General features: G+C 41.1%; 9 protein-coding genes. All 9 read left to right on the top strand.

Annotated features, from left to right (window positions below):
- Nucleotides 1-2,891: amino acid adenylation domain-containing protein (locus FAX86_RS21585; protein ID WP_144395575.1), on the top strand; the 2,891-nt coding region annotated here is incomplete at its 5' end.
- Between the two features lie 2 nt (nucleotides 2,892-2,893).
- A complete protein-coding gene (locus FAX86_RS21590; protein WP_144395576.1) occupies nucleotides 2,894-4,483 on the top strand; it encodes an MBL fold metallo-hydrolase in 1,590 nt (529 codons plus the stop codon).
- A 12-nt stretch (nucleotides 4,484-4,495) separates the two neighbouring features.
- Nucleotides 4,496-4,705: an MbtH family protein gene (locus tag FAX86_RS21595; protein WP_144395577.1), complete on the top strand. Its 210-nt coding sequence runs from the start codon at nucleotides 4,496-4,498 to the stop codon at nucleotides 4,703-4,705.
- Nucleotides 4,706-4,716: 11 nt separating this feature from the next.
- On the top strand, nucleotides 4,717-5,730 hold the full coding sequence (locus FAX86_RS21600; protein WP_144395578.1) for a phytanoyl-CoA dioxygenase family protein: 1,014 nt from the start codon (nucleotides 4,717-4,719) through the stop codon (nucleotides 5,728-5,730).
- 15 nt (nucleotides 5,731-5,745) lie between these two features.
- A complete protein-coding gene (locus tag FAX86_RS21605; RefSeq protein ID WP_164503705.1) occupies nucleotides 5,746-6,507 on the top strand; it encodes a thioesterase II family protein in 762 nt (253 codons plus the stop codon).
- Nucleotides 6,504-7,550, top strand: coding sequence for a hypothetical protein (locus FAX86_RS21610; RefSeq protein WP_144395580.1), 1,047 nt, complete (start codon nucleotides 6,504-6,506; stop codon nucleotides 7,548-7,550). Before FAX86_RS21605 ends, FAX86_RS21610 begins: the two co-directional genes overlap by 4 nt.
- 13 nt (nucleotides 7,551-7,563) lie before the next feature.
- Nucleotides 7,564-10,698 (top strand): type I polyketide synthase, encoded by a 3,135-nt coding sequence (locus FAX86_RS21615; RefSeq protein WP_144395581.1) that lies wholly within the window; start codon nucleotides 7,564-7,566, stop codon nucleotides 10,696-10,698.
- Between the two features lie 17 nt (nucleotides 10,699-10,715).
- Nucleotides 10,716-13,817: a MupA/Atu3671 family FMN-dependent luciferase-like monooxygenase gene (locus FAX86_RS21620; RefSeq protein WP_144395582.1), complete on the top strand. Its 3,102-nt coding sequence runs from the start codon at nucleotides 10,716-10,718 to the stop codon at nucleotides 13,815-13,817.
- Nucleotides 13,818-13,819: 2 nt separating this feature from the next.
- Nucleotides 13,820-15,796, top strand: a 1,977-nt coding sequence (locus tag FAX86_RS21625; protein ID WP_144395583.1) for an AMP-binding protein, incomplete at its 3' end; no start/stop codon positions are given.

Here is a 15,796-nt window from a genome sequence, read left to right on the forward strand (position 1 = left end):
GTGGGCAGACGTGGTTTGAGACCTTATTTAACTACACCAATTTCCGAGTTTATAACGATTATGCGGACAACAATGACACCATTGTTAGCCGTCATGGAGTCGCATTAACCAGTATACCGCTGGTTGTCAATGCATGGCCCACTGACGAAGGAATTAGAGGTTATGTCGCAGGAAATAGTGATCGATATGCCGCGTCACTGATTAACGACATGGCTGCAACATTTAATTTGATACTTAAAGAAATGATTCAGGGTGGTTGTCATCAGAATGCGAAGTTAAATCCTGTGGCAATCACCGCTGGTTTAGACGAAAAAAGTACTTTAAATAGGACAGAAAAAACAAACGATGTAGAGGCCACTAAGCAGCAACAAAATAGTTTATCGCAAGTCTGTCATTTTAAAAACGGCCGCAGTAAAGAAGATCATAGTAGCTTTCTCGAAAATATATTGACAATGGCTAGGTCTAACCCTAACGCCACTGCCATTCTGGAAGATGAAAACGTAATAACTTATGGTGAGCTATTGCGTCTAGCAGAGTTGATGTCCGTCTCCTTGAATAGGAATTTAAATGGTAGCGAACGAGTGGTTGCTATTTATGCTGATGCATCTTTAAAATCGATTGCAGCGGCATTAGCAACCATGCTTGTTGGCGGTGTCTATCTACCAATAGCTAAATCAACGCCGCTCGATCGACTCACCTATATGGTTGAAGATACCAAAGTATCATTGGTTATTTCAGACGAAACTCATCTTCCACAAATTGATATAACTCAACAAAGATTTGCGCAGTTAATATCTGCCCAAGCAGGTTCTGTTGCTGCAGATAACCTTTTTGCGACTCGCCATCCTGAGCAACTGGCTTATATTATTTACACCTCAGGAAGTACTGGAAAACCCAAGGGGGTTGGTGTTCCGCAAAAAGGAATTGATAATCTAACAAAATGGCATCTAGAAGCCTTTGCTACAATGCAAGGTACTCGAATGTCTCAGTTAGCTAGTTGGGGTTTTGACGCATCTGCGTGGGAAATTTGGACAACTTTATCCACTGGTGGAGTTTTGTGTCTTGGCCCAAGTTTGAGTCATACAAATACCGCGGAACTGAAATCTTGGTTGATTGAGCAAAAGATAGAAGTTGCATTTGTCCCAACGGCTTTTATTGCCGAACTGGTGTCTTTAGATTGGGGTGAGTGTGCAGACCTAAAGTTTTTATTGACAGGTGGAGACCGACTACCAACGGGGATTTATCAATCCACACCTTTTTCGGTTATTAATAATTTTGGAGTAACCGAATCTTCGGTAGTTTCTACCTCAATAGCTTGTCAAAATTATTTCCAACAATCTCCACCGATTGGTTTTCCGATTCGTGACACAGAAGTTCTTCTATTGGACGACTTTATGAACCCAGTGCCCAATGGCATTGTAGGAGAGCTTGCCATTAGCAGTACAGGCTTGGCGCGCGGATACATCGGTCAGCCGCGTCTTACTGCTGAACGATTTGTACCACATCCAAAGCTCAATGGTGCTCGACTTTATCTAACGGGTGATAAAGCTCGAAAAAATAGCGATGGCGCTCTGGAATATATTGGTCGAACTGATCAGCAAGTGAGTATTTCAGGACATCGAGTAGAGTGCGGCGAAATTGCACGTACGATTGAGGCTATCAATCCAACGTTAGTTGCTAGTGTAATTTTTGATGAACAGTCCTCACGACTGATCGTTTTCTATTGCAGCCACTCAAACAATGATATTGAGTCAGAACAGATAAATAGTGAGCAAATAAGAGAACAGCTACGCCAGAAACTTCCGTCTCATATGTTGCCTAATTTGTTTGTAAAAGTAGCCCAGATGCCTCTTTCAAACAATGGCAAAATTGATACAGAACTATTAAAAGTCCAATACGCTAATCTCATCGATATCGATAAACGTAAAGGCTCTGCGCCTGTTACCGAGATGGAGCGCCTAATAGGAAAGGTTTGGGCAAACGTGTTGCAATTGCCCCATGTCTATAAAGAAGATAACTTTTTTGAGCTTGGCGGTAGTTCGCTAGCGGCATTAAGAGTGTCTGGGTTGTTGAATGTTGAACTCGGCAAAAAATTACCAATAAGTTTACTTTACACCCATGAAAACTTAGAGAAGTTTGCCAAGGCCTCGGAACAATGGAGTGCTCAAAGCGAACGGATAGTGGTCCAACTACAAGAAGGAAGCCCTTCAGAAATCCCCACATTTATTATTCATGGTGGTGACGGTGAGGTGGTTCGCTTTACCGAGTTAGCAAAAAAGCTGTCGCCTAGTGGACATGTTTACGGTATTCGGTTTAACGACATTGATGCTGATGTGCAACGTTGCCATTCGGTTGAAGCACTTGCAAGACTTTATGCAGGGGAAATTATTAAGCATTGTGATGACCGATGTAACCTTAGCGGCTGGTCTTTAGGTGGTGCGATTGCTTATGAAACCTCCCAGCAACTTGCAAAACTAGGCGTTGAAGTAACTACTACTGTATTACTGGATTCCTATGCACCTGAACAAATAAAACAAGCCTTCGAGCTCTCACCCATTACAAACAGCGCAGACAATGAAAATGCCGTCGCATTTAAACTAAGTCAAATGGTTAGCGGTTATACACCGAAACCCAATTTCGAACGACCTGTTGTTCTATTGAGAGCAAGCGATCAACTGGGTTTGGAGCATGAAACAGCAAATCTTAATGCCGATGGCAAACTAGGTTGGTCGGCTATTTGTCGGCCAAAAATTAAGGAGGTTAATGCTGACCATTATTCAATGCTTGAGCAACCTCAAGTGGCAAAATTGGCGAAACTTATCTTAGATGAACTGAAGTTAACTCTTATATTAAAAGACAATTTATTGTCTAACTTGGAAGTGTGTGAATAAAAATGAGTATATATTGTAAACCCAACCTTGTGTTAGAGCCTATGGTCAACAATTGGTATGCCTGGCCTTATCTTATTTCTCCAGCGAGTTATTCGTTAATCCTAACCAATCACCACCAGAGAATGTTGCAGTCTTTCTTACGTAATCCAGAGCAACATAAACGAATGGCCTCTCGAATGTTGGGCGGTCCATTCGTCGATCATGATGTCAATAAAAAGGATTTTGTTGAAGAGCTAGTCAAGAAAAATGAAGCCAATAATCCTGAGCTATATGAATTGGCCCAAGCCATTCAAGAACTTACCAAAATTTGTAATGAACATAAAATTGGTGATTCATTAGAACCCTTATATGACAAAGTGCCTGACGCATTAAAAGGCTTAGTTGAGTTTGGCTACGACCTTCATAATAACTTGTCGCCAAGATTATTTGAGGGGGCACTTTATAAATCTAAATACTTTAAAAAAGAGCGCCAATCATTATTGCTTTATTTGAATGAAGGCGATACCCGACCATTTATTCTGAGCACGCCAAGATTTCCATCGGAAACCGCTATTCAAATTGAAGTCCCTTTTGATCATGAGTTGGTTGATAAGTTATTTAAAATGCGTTATCAAAGTGGTGATGATTCCATTATTGATGAATTGTTAAAAAATGCTGTAGGTGATGTAACTAAACAACAGTTAGAACAATTCTTTACTACTCAAGCGCCAAAGTTAAATCCTCCTAAATGCAATACGGATGAGGTCACAGCTCGATATTTTAATCACGCGACTGTTCTTTTTTCATATAATGATTTTCATGTGATGACAGATCCAATCGTTGCGCTACAAGATGAAAAAGGAGCACTGGAAGACCGCTGGACTTACGAAGACCTGCCAGAAAAAATTGATTACGTAATATTAACTCATAATCACCAGGACCACGTAGTCTTTGAAACCTTATTACAACTCCGGCATAGAATTGGCACCATTATTGTTCCAAGAAGTCACAATGGATTTATTCAAGACCCTTCATTACGTCTTATCCTAGAAAATACCGGGTTTAAAAATATTGTTGAGCTGGGTGAATTTGAAGAGCTAAATCTACCTTTTGGAACCATAGCTGGGATGCCTTTTTTAGGCGAGCATGGCGATTTACATATCGCATCAAAACTCACCTACTTCCTTAAAATGAATGAAAAGAAATTCTTTATTGGTGCCGATGCAAACAACTTATCACCTGAGATGTACCAAATCGCACAAGATTACTTTGGTGATATCCCTAATGTTTTCGTTGGTATGGAATGCAAAGGGGCGCCTATGTCCTGGCTTTATGGCCCGATGTTGCAGGTGCCTATGAGTCGCAGTCAAGATGAAATGAGACGCTTAAACGGGTCAGATGCAAGAAAAGCGTTGTCATTACTTGAGTCTTTAAATGCAAAGAAAGTGTTCGTATACGCTATGGGAGCAGAGCCTTGGCTTAGCTTTATTTCGAGTATTGATTATGACATCAATTCTCAACCCATCGTTGAATCAAATAAGTTAATCGAAGAATGTCAGGCGCAAGGTGTCGAAGCGGAGCGTCTGTTCGGGAAAGCTGAAATATCTTTTTAAGGGGAAAATCAAATGTTCGATAATATGCCAGATTTAGAATTTAAAGTTGTATACAACGGTGAGGAGCAATACTCCATTTGGCCTGCCTTTCGTGATATTCCGCCAGGCTGGATAGAAGAAGGTTTTGTTGGTAAGAAAGAAGACTGTCTAAATCATATCGAGAAAGTATGGGTTGACATGCGACCAAAAAGTTTGCGAGACGCTCTAGAGCAAACTCACTAAGGAGAAACACTATGGGAATTTATATGCACTCAGAACTTGCTGGAGCATTGTCTTCAGAAGAGTTAGAAATGTTCTATGAAAATGGATTTTGTGGACCTTTTGATTCGCCATTAAGCGAAGATAAAATCGATGCCGTTGCAGACACCTTAAATAAGGTTATCCACGAAAAAAGAGAGCAGCCATTATATGGACGATACTCTGTTCGAGATTGGCACTTGATCGATCCCGGTGTGGAGTCCTTGATCTCGCACCCTGAAGTGTTAGTCAAGCTTAAACAAATTGTTGGTAATGACTTGACCTTATGGCGTTCCAAAATATTTCATAAACGCCCTGGGGATGGAGTTATCGACTGGCACCAAGAGTGGGGGGCATTTAACGGCGAAGAAATTGGTAATGATGTTCCTGCATTACAGCCTAATCCAAGATTCCAAAATGACTTCTGGAATATCACTATCTGGGTTGCACTAGTCGATGTCACATTAGACATGGGGCCATTGCAGCTAGTTAGAGGTTCATATAAACATCGTTATCCAATTGAAATGATCCCGATGAATGAGTCAGCATTTTGGTTAGATCCGTTCCTAGATATTAAAGATAAACATGCGCTTGTTAAAAGCTGCTTAGAATCAAAATTAATCATGGATGTGGATAGCTCTCGATTTCTTGATGATATTGATGTTGATACAGCAACGTTTGAAGATATAAAGTCAGTTGTTACTGATAAGTTTTCAGAGCTTAAAGCAGCAATCACCTTACCATTCCAAGTGCCTGAGTCCGATATCGCCACAGTACCTGTTAAAAAAGGTCAATATATTATTTTCCCTGAACGTACCATGCATCGGTCAATTGAAAACTCATCTGAAAATGAACGGTTAGCTATTAACTTCAGAGTGACGCCCTCCGACACACTTATCTATCCAGGACGACTAAAAGATGATTTTGTAGACGGCTCAAATGTCAACATTAAAAATCATCGATGCAAATTATTGTGCGGTGAGAATCTAAACGAAAATAATATTTATTAGAAAAGGCTTATACACGTGCAGTTTGATTTAAGTAAAGAGAAATATCTTTATTCCGTAAAGCCAGTTCGAACACCAAAAGTTCGGCTCGTTTGCTTTCCTTACGCCGGTGGCAGCGCTAGTGTGTTTCGGGAATGGTCCAAAGGATTACCTGACTTTGTTGAAGCCCATGCAATACAACTCCCGGGGCGAGCTAATCGATTACAAGAAAAACCCATCTCTTGCATGAATCAACTAATGGAAGAGTTGATTCCCGTTGCAAAAAAACTTGTAGAAATTCCCAGCGTATTTCTCGGTTACAGTAATGGCGCTCTAGTAGCTCATGAGCTGGCTCATCGACTAAAAGATAATTCTAACTTAAAAAAACTAATTATATGCGCGCGAAAACCACCTCACATAAGAAGTGTTGCCGAAGGACAGCCATTAAGGCATGAACTTTGTGATGCAGACTTTTTAGCATTCGTTCGCTCATTAAATGGAATGCCAGCAGAAATATCAGATAACGATGAGCTAATGAATATGCTTATACCAATGATACGTGCTGACTTTAAGCTGGGAGGAACTTATCAGGCTCCTGATGCAATGCTCGACATTCCTTTTGATCTTTTCGCCGGTGAGTTAGATATAGAGGCAACACCTAATGAGATGAGCGAGTGGAGAAAATATACTTCTGGTGACTTTACTATGAAGACCTATAATTGCGGCCACTTTTTCCTAAATAACCATAAGGATGATCTTTTGTCCTCCATTAGAAAAATTTTACAAGGCGTTGTGTCATGAAAAATAGTAAACGCTGTAGTGTGATATTTTGGTTAAGTATTTTATTCTCATCAATTTTTAGTGTTTGGATTTACAAAACTGGGTTTGCGCAATCATTGGCGATCAATAGCGAGAATATCCTCCTAGCGTTGGTATTCGGTTTTTGGCCGGTTTTATTTTACTTTACTTTACATAAAGAAAAGAAAAACTGGCTATACCTTACGTTTCCTTTCGCTGTAGGCATTATTATTGGCAGCTACACATTAGAAGAGCATGAAAAGGTTTACTGGATATACTTAGAGTGGGCGAGATACGCGTTAATCCCAGTTGCTATTTTATTCGAAGGTTTTGTTCTTTACTTAATATTTAAAACGTATAGAAGTCTGTCTAAAGGTGATGTGAATGAAGAAAAATTAAAAGCCGGTGTGAGAAAGCATATTGGCGAAGGTGTCGGAGCTAATTTACTCATATTTGAGTTATTAATGTGGTATTACTCGATACTTTCATGGCGTAAAAAAACTGTATTTGAGGGTGATAACTTTTTCACCTATCACAGCAAAGACGGCAATGCGAGTTCTCAACTAGCTTTTGTGATAGTAACTGCCATTGGAATTCCTATAGTTCATTTGTTTTTTCACTTTATTTGGAGTCCAGTAGCCGCATGGGTTATTACTGCATTGTCAATATATAGTGTTTTCTGGTTGTTGGGAGAGTATCGGGCAACTTTGATCAGGCCAATATCAATTAATCAGAAGAATCTATTTATCCGCTTTGGGTTAATTGGCGACGAAACAGTACCGCTCGACACAATTGAATCAATAGTTTCAGTTTCTGGAAGTGTACCTAGGCAAAAAGGGGTTATTCGTTATAAGGGAGCAACAGCACCTAACATCAAAATCACTCTTAAGCCAGAAACAAAGATCAGCGGTTTGTTCGGAGAAAGAGAAACCGACAAAATTTACTTGGCGGTTGACTCACCACAAAATCTTATTAAAGCAGTGAATCTAGCCATTGAGTCAACAGTGAGCCAAACGCACCTTGACGACGCACCTGTGTGCGCATAATCAGGTAGAGTCTATGGAAAATAACACTGAACAGATGTTGCAGTTAGCGATAGAAAAGCTGCAGAAGCGTCGAGCACGAATAGAAGAATTAGAGCAAGAAAACAAACAGCTTAAGCAACAAGCCTCGCAGGAATTTGCCATTATTGGCCTGGCTGTTGATGCTCCGGGTGGTATTGACTCGCCGGATGAGCTTTGGTCCTTTTTGTGTGAAGGTGTACCGGCGAAATCTGACGGTGGCTTTCGTTGGCCCGAGCAGCTTGCGCAATATTTGAAACAAAAGGGGATCGACTTCGTTAATAAGGGCGTTACCTTTGATCGAGTCGATCAGTTTGATCCCTTGTTTTTTGGGATGTCTGCGACGGAAGCTGAACGAATTGATCCTCAGCATCGTATGTTGTTGAAGCTCGTGTGGCGTGCCTTTGAAGATGCGCGGCTAATTCCAAGTGACTATTCTGGTAAAGCCGTTGGTGTATTTGTGTCTTGTGGTCAAGGAGATTTGAGTGGAGCAGTCAATGGTATTCCCGGTTTTCAAGACATTGACGCTTACACTGCACTTGGTGCAGCACCCAGTGTATCTGCAGGCCGTATCAGCTATTTTTATGATTTTAAAGGGCCTACTCTCAACATCGATTCCTCATGCTCGTCAACCCTTTCAGCGATACACTTAGCTTGTCAAAGTTTACAACAAGGCGATTGTCAAATTGCGGTTGCAGGCGGCGCCAACCTTATTTTAACTCCAGCTTCAATGCTGGGATTTTCTCGTCTCAATGCATTATCAGAAAAGGGACAATGCCAAACGTTTGATGACCGTGCCGATGGATACCTCCGTGCAGAAGGAGGCGGTATGTTACTGATAAAAAAACTTGAAGACGCAGTTCGCGATGAAGATCAAATTTGGGGTGTTGTTTCTGGGTCTGCCATGACTCACGATGGAAGGTCTAACGGTTTATCTGCACCGAATGGGCGGGCGCAAGTCGCTACTATTCGTGCCGCATTAAATGATGCTGGGATTAACGGCAATTGTATTCAATATGTAGAAACTCATGGAACCGGAACTCGGCTTGGAGATCCGATAGAAATTCAAGCGTTATCTGAAGCTATCGGAAAGCGGGATAACGATCTTTTGGTTGGTTCTGTCAAGGCATCACTCGGACATCTCGAAGCTGCAGCAGGTGTCCTTTCTGTTATTAAAGTCTTGTTAATGATTCGCCATCAATCGATTCCTCCACAACCCTATGGGCTGCAAGAAAACCCGCTTATCCACTGGCAGAAGTTGTCTATTCAGCCTGCAAAAAAATTGAGTCGTTTGGAGGAAGACAGCGGTCACTATATGGGAGTCAGTGGCTTTGGTATGAGTGGCACGAATGTGCATTTGATAATTAAAAATTACCAAAAAGCTCGCTCGAATTCGCAAACTGTAGCTCAAAGCGGAACTAATAATAAAAATGGTAACCCACTACTCAAGTCATCTGTTTTACCCCTTTCTGCGAAAAGCCTAAATAGTCTTAAACAGAGAATACTTCAGTATCGAGAAGCTATCGGACAAAATAATAATCAATATGTACAAAGTCTCATTGCTTTAACACAGTCCGACCAAACACATTTTAGTGAGTTTAGATTGGCAGTGGATGGCTCTTGCAATCAAACAGCAATCCATCAATTATCAGAGAAATTGGAGACCTTACCTGATTGTGAAGTTGGAGATAGTGAACCTAAAATTGCATTTGTTATTTCTGGCCAAGATAACTATGACTCCAGTTTAGCTCGAAGCTTATTCGAAAGCTCCGCCTACTTTAAAACACTGATTGAAGGTTTCTCAGCAGAATTTGCACGTTTAATTCCGGATGCTCCTGAGTCACTTATTTCTTTAATGACAGAGTCTTCTTCCGAAAAATATTTGCAAAACACTCGTTACGCACAACCGGTTATATTCGCGCTAAATTATTCTCTATGCAGCTTGTTAAAAGAACTGTCGGTACCGGTTCATATGGTTGCCGGTCATAGCTTAGGTGAGTGGGTTGCAGCAACGATTGCTGGAGTAATATCGGTGGATGAGGCATTTGCCGCTGTTATTAAAAGAGGAGCGCGAATGTCTGAAAGCCTACCAGGGCGCATGGCTGTTGTATACCAAAATGTAGAATTGTTAATCCCTATTCTCCCAGAAGATTGCTTCATTGCTGGAATTAACGGTTCGGAGCATACAGTTGTTTCAGGATCTGAAGAGACCATTCTTCGATTTAGTGAATCTTTAAAGTCGTCTGGTGCGACTTGTACTTTACTTAGAGTCCAACACGCGTTTCACAGTCCCGCAATGGAGCAAGCTGCGAAATCATTTGCTTCTGATATCCATCAGCTTTCTTTTCGTGACATGCAAATTCCATTAGTTTCAAATGTTTCTGGTGACTTACTCGAAAACTCTGAAATTACATTGAATTACTGGCGACAGCATATGTTACAACCGGTTCAGTTTCAAAAGACGTTAGCAACATTAAAACGTCATCAAGTGAACTGTGTCATAGAAGTGGCAGCTAAAAAAAGTTTGCTGGGTATGTGGGGCAGTGACCAAGATATTGATATTTTTTCTACTGCGCAAAGTAAAGGAAATACCTGCCATGGCTTAGACCATTTATTATGTCAACTTTTTGAGAAAGGAATCCCATTTAACTGGCCTAAAGTTACAGCTGATTTAGTCCATGTTCTACCTTATCCATTTGATGAAATAACATTGCAAGATGTCTATCAAGGCCAACTTGAAAAAGTCGCTGAACACCTCTTAAACCAGAGTCAAACTACCGGAAGTCAAAGTAAGACTTTTGAGTTGGACCAAGTTACCAATAAGGGATTCTTAACCGATGATTCGACCATGATAGGCAGCATTCGGTTAATTCAAGGTTTGGTTGATGAAATCGAAGAGTTAAAAGGACAATCCTTCCGACCTGTAAAACTAAACTCAATGAGTAAGATTAAATCGGCAAAAGCGTTACGAGTTCACTGGCAATCAGCTGAAAATACTCCAGAGACTAACACTTCTCAAGATTCTTCCGATATTCCTAATGAAGTAGTAAATAAGCCAGAAACAGCTGTCTTTATCGATATTCAATTAGATGATAACAAGAGTTGGCATCGAGTTGCGGTTGGCGCAGTGTAAACAAAGGATCATTCAAAATGAATAAGAAGCAAGTTAAGTTTAGCTTGATGTTTTTTGGCGCCAGTAAAGCAAAAGATTATCGAGCATATTATGATTTTGTTATCCAAGCCTCTCGATTTGCCGACCAGCATGGTTTTGAAAATATCTGGTTACCTGAGAGGCACTTTACCGACTTAGGCGATGTTTTTTCAAATCCCGCGATAGTTCATGCTGCGCTGGCTCGAGAAACCAGTCGGATCGGATTAAGAGCAGGAAGCGCAGTTGCAACTTTAAAAGATCCTCTTTTGATTGCTGAAGAATGGTCGATAGTGGATCAGTTGAGTAATGGCCGTGCAGGGGTTGCATTGGCTTCAGGCTGGAATCCGAATGATTTTGCTATCGCTCCAGAAAACTATAGCAATCGACATGCGCTACTGGAGCAACGTATTACTGAAATTAGATCCCTTTGGCAGGGCGACAAAGTCACCAAGTTAAATGGTGTCGGAGAGACGGTTAATTTAGAAATACATCCAAAACCTTTGTCACGGATACCTGTTTGGATAACTGCAGCCAGAAGCCCTGACACTTTCGAAATGGCCGGTCGCCTTGGTGCAAATGTGTTAACTCATATGTTGGATCAGGGCCTTGACAGTGTAAAGAACAACATAGCTTTATATAGAAAAGCTCGTGCAGAAAATGGTTTTGATAGGGGGCAGGTAACACTTGCTGCCCACACCTTTCTTTCCCACGAGAAAAGTCAAGTAGATGCTGTGGCTAAGGAACCCTACTGCAATTTTCTAGACAGTAACCTGGGACTACTGAATAGTTTGGCGAAAAGTCGAGGGCATGATTTCGATGTCAGTTCATTAAGTAAAACTGAAAGAAGAGATTTCGTTGAGTTTATTTATGAGCGCTTCCGATCAAGTCGAGCATTGATTGGCACCTTAGATGAGTGTCAACCTCTGCTGTCGGAAATTGCTGAGTCAGGAGTTGATGAAATTGCCTGCATGGTTGACTTTGGTCAAGAACTAGCGGCTATTGTGGACGGGTTACCCAATATAGCAAGCTATATTGCCAGTCAAAATGAAACCAATAAGGATTACCAGGACCAACCCGAGGTCGTCTTCCTAGAGCGGGCTTGTAGCGAATATATTGACACACAGAAAAATATTAATCAGCAAGAACGCCTCGTTTTTGATGGTGTTTCCAGTTGCTCCGTATTTGATAAGTCACGATTAATTGACTCAGTTCTAGATTTTTCTAAAGTTTCTGTGAACGAAAACGAACACACTATTAATGTTGTCGCATCCTATCAAAGCAAAACGGTTGCTGTTGCAAACCTACTTACATTCATTGCAGAAAAAGAAAGTCGTAAGCTCGAAAATAAACTTAACCCACCTGAGCAAGTTTGTCACCAAACACTAGAAAATTTTGATGATGGCTTCTACCAAATAGATTGGGTTCCTGATGAGATTGATCTTTCTCAAGGCAACGAAAGTGATCGAGAGTTCATTGTTTTGCTTTTTGATAAAGCAGAATGTAATCGATTTCAAAGCAGTAAACATTATCAAGTGTTTGGCAAAGAAAATTTAACTGTATCAACCGACGATGATCTTCAGTTTAGTTTCGATGCGTTGTTTAGCTCTTTGGTCAATGGAAGCCATTTAGTTTTGTATGCCAACAGTCTAACAAAACATTGGTCTTCACACACGCTTTGGCAGATCAAAACCATTGTTCAAAAGTTAGCACAAGTTGATAAGATCAAAGTACAAGTGTCACTGTTAATCGAAGAAAATGCCGACCAAGGGGATACTCCTTCAATAGAGACCGTCGCCTACAGTGCAAGCTTACAAGGGCTCAGTCGAACCTTAAGAGCAGAGTATCCTTCAGTTTGGTTCTACACCATAGAGACTGATACTAAGACTCCGGACCATAAGATTATTTCGCTGCTTGCAAAAAGAGAGCAAACAGATTTAGAGTACAAATTGGTAGCTGGAGACGCCAGAGTACGTAGGTTGGTACCGGCGCAGTCAAAAGCAACTCCCGTCTATATTCACGAGAATGGTACTTATTTAATCACCGGTGGATTAAGTGACTTAGGTCAGTTCACGGCTCAAAAAATAATTGATAGTGGTGCGAAATACCTACTCCTGTTTTCTAGAAACGCTGAAAGTACCGGTCGCGATTTTGCTAAAACTCTCGAGTCACAAGGTGTGAGAATCGCGTTGTACTCTGGAGACGTCGCATCGGCCAGTAATCTTAACGATGCGAAAGTGTATATAGAATCCCTTGGATTTCCACCGGTTATTGGCATTTTTCATGCTGCCGGAGCCAAGGTAAAAATCGATTCGTTAGAGTCTCATAGCGAGCTTGAGATCGAGTCTGTTATGGAGCCCAAAGTTGCCGGAGTTACAGCACTTTCGGAATCATTTGATTTTAACGAGATCGAGTTTGTTTGTGCTTTCTCCTCTTGGGCTTCCAGTTTCTCTGATGTCGCTCAAAAATTAGGGGCGTATGCGGCAGCCAACTTCGCCATGAATCAAATGTTAAGTGAGCTTGATTGTCATTTCAACGCCAAGTGTTTATCTATATCGTGGGGAGACTGGGGAGGAACTCGAGTTCGACAAGTTGCTGAGCAAGAGGGCATTTCTTTGCTACCCGAAAGCTGGACCTTTGATCCTGAGCTCGGTACAAATGCATTAATTAACGCATTAAAGTATTTTTCCGCACAAGTTTTATTTGTTCCTATAGATTGGAACAGCTATCTAGAACTTTTCCCGAGTCGCACCAATCAATCATTGTTAGTGGAATTGATTCAAGACTCAACCAATTTAAGCCAAGGCATTCGCCAAGTTGACTCAAGTGAACTTACTAATAAACTTATTGAGCTTGTTAAACGCCGCTCGCCGAAGTCATCTCATCAAAAAGACATAAATAAGTTAGGGCTACAGGATTTAGGTTTCGACTCCATAATGTCGCTTGAATTGAGAGCGCAAGTTATTAAAGAGTTTGGTATAGAGTTACCGATAGTTACCTATGTTTCAAATAAATCCATTGACGAGTTAGTAGCGCTCATCAAGGTATCAGTCAATGAAGACTATTCGCTTATCGAAGAAGATTTAGTGGAAGTGGAGTTTTAAGTATGTTTGAGCTTTTGGATAACCTGCGTAAAAAAGGAATTGGTATCAGACTCTCTGAAGGAAAACTTAAAGTCGTGGGAAATGCCTCGGAAATTACTGAGGAACTAAAAAAAACAATATCTAACCTCAAGCCAGAGTTTGTGGAACACTTAGCAAGTTTGCAAAGTAAAGAAGCTAGTGAATTATTGCTGACTCCGGGTGAACAGGCCATTTTAAATGCGCATTCGAGAGCCGCGCATGGTGAAATATATAACCTACCATTTTCAATTTCTTTACAAGGGGCGCTTGATATAAAGAAGTTGAGCTCAGCGCTCAACGAAACTCTTGAGCAATGCTTGCCACTTAGATGCACCTACCACACTAAAGGGATGACTGGTGTAAAAGTACTACATCCGATAAGTGAGGTTGAAGAGTTAACGGTCATTGATGCAACAAATCTGGACGACTTGGAGAAAGCTCAGCGAGACTTTTTTGAGCGGCCCTTTGATTTAGAGGCAGAGTACCCAATACGGTGGCAGTTGGTAAGGCATGATGACTCAAGTTACAAACTGGATATTGTTGCTCATCATATATGCTTCGAAATTTGGTCTTTAAAAGTTTGGCTTGGTTTTTTGCAGAATAGTTACAATGGCGTTGCATCGATTAATGATGAAGGACTCTATTTCGAAGAAGTAACACGCGCGATCGCAAATCCGCAAAGTTTAAACAAAAATTCAAAAGAATGGTTAACCGAGTATTATTCTAGGGAAGAAGCAGCGATACCCAACGATGGAGATACTTATCAACGAGAAGGTTTAGGAACGAGTTACCAGTTTTCTATTAACGGAGATTTAATTGAATACTATCGCCAAAATCTTACCGGCGTAACGCCTTTTCATATATTTCTTGCCGCTTATTCAATTCTTCTTGCGAATTCTAAACTGGATAATCGCGTAATTGCTTGTCCAGTTGTTAATAGAGATGATTTCAATGAGAACCTTGTTAGCTACTTAATTCGCTTAGTCGGTATCAATAACTTAACCAGTTCGTCGAAAACCTTTCGCGAGCTGGTTAATCAGATAAAAGAGGATTGGTTACAGTTATATGAGCAACAATCAATTTCTTTAGAAGAACTGCGACGCGAAATTCCGAGTGCACCTCTTATCGATATTACATTCGGCTATCTGTCGGTTGATACTCCAGAATTACATTTAGAGGGATTGGCTTGCGATATTAATGCGAACCGCACGTTAATGGGATTAAGTCCAGAAGGTAAAGCAAAATATGGGCTGAGTTGTTTTGTTTGCCCCAAAGGTAACTTTTTTGATATCGCTTTTGAAGCCGACCTATCGCTATTTTCTTTAGGGTCCCTAACTGACTTTGCCAAGCGTTTTAACGATATTATAGAAGGGTTTGCCAATCATTTAGACTCACCTATTGCCGCCATAGCCTTGCCTTCAATTTCTGAACCAAGCGAAGAAGTTTATCCAACAATTCAAGCTGACAATTTGATTTCTTTGTTTGATGAGATTACCGCTAAACATGCAGGGCAAGTTGCGATTATTGATGGTGATGGAAACTCTATTTCCTACCATGAGTTAGATCAGCAATCAAATCAAATCGCTCGGTATTTGACTAAAGTGACAGCGACTGATGATTCACTTGTAGGAAAACGGATCGCCGTTTGTATGGAACGATCTGTGGAAGCATTTATTGCCATTGTCGCGACTATCAAGCTAGGCGCTACTTATGTCCCCCTTGATGTTAATACGCCAGTAGAAAGAGCGAATAAAATCATTAAGGATTGCGAGTCCACCTTTTTGCTTCGTTCAACGAAACAGGCCGAAACAGATCTTGAGACGACAGTATCAACCGTTTACTTACTCGATGAAAAACCAATCTGGCAGAGCGAGTCGACGGCTCCGCTGTCGGTGTGTCGTCAGGCCGAGTCGCTGGCGTATGTGACTTACACCTCGGGTTCGACGGGTCAACCGAAAGGG

It is taken from the genome of Pleionea sediminis (genome assembly GCF_007570825.1).
Lineage (GTDB): Bacteria > Pseudomonadota > Gammaproteobacteria > Enterobacterales > Kangiellaceae > Pleionea > Pleionea sediminis.

Excerpts from the sequence above, each read along its gene's own strand:
- FAX86_RS21620 (WP_144395582.1), top strand. The coding sequence starts at position 10,716 with ATGAATAAGAAGCAAGTTAAGTTTAGCTTGATGTTTTTTGGCGCCAGT.
- FAX86_RS21610 (WP_144395580.1), top strand. The coding sequence starts at position 6,504 with ATGAAAAATAGTAAACGCTGTAGTGTGATATTTTGGTTAAGTATTTTA.
- FAX86_RS21615 (WP_144395581.1), top strand. The coding sequence starts at position 7,564 with ATGGAAAATAACACTGAACAGATGTTGCAGTTAGCGATAGAAAAGCTG.
- FAX86_RS21595 (WP_144395577.1), top strand. The coding sequence starts at position 4,496 with ATGTTCGATAATATGCCAGATTTAGAATTTAAAGTTGTATACAACGGT.
- FAX86_RS21600 (WP_144395578.1), top strand. The coding sequence starts at position 4,717 with ATGGGAATTTATATGCACTCAGAACTTGCTGGAGCATTGTCTTCAGAA.
- FAX86_RS21590 (WP_144395576.1), top strand. The coding sequence starts at position 2,894 with ATGAGTATATATTGTAAACCCAACCTTGTGTTAGAGCCTATGGTCAAC.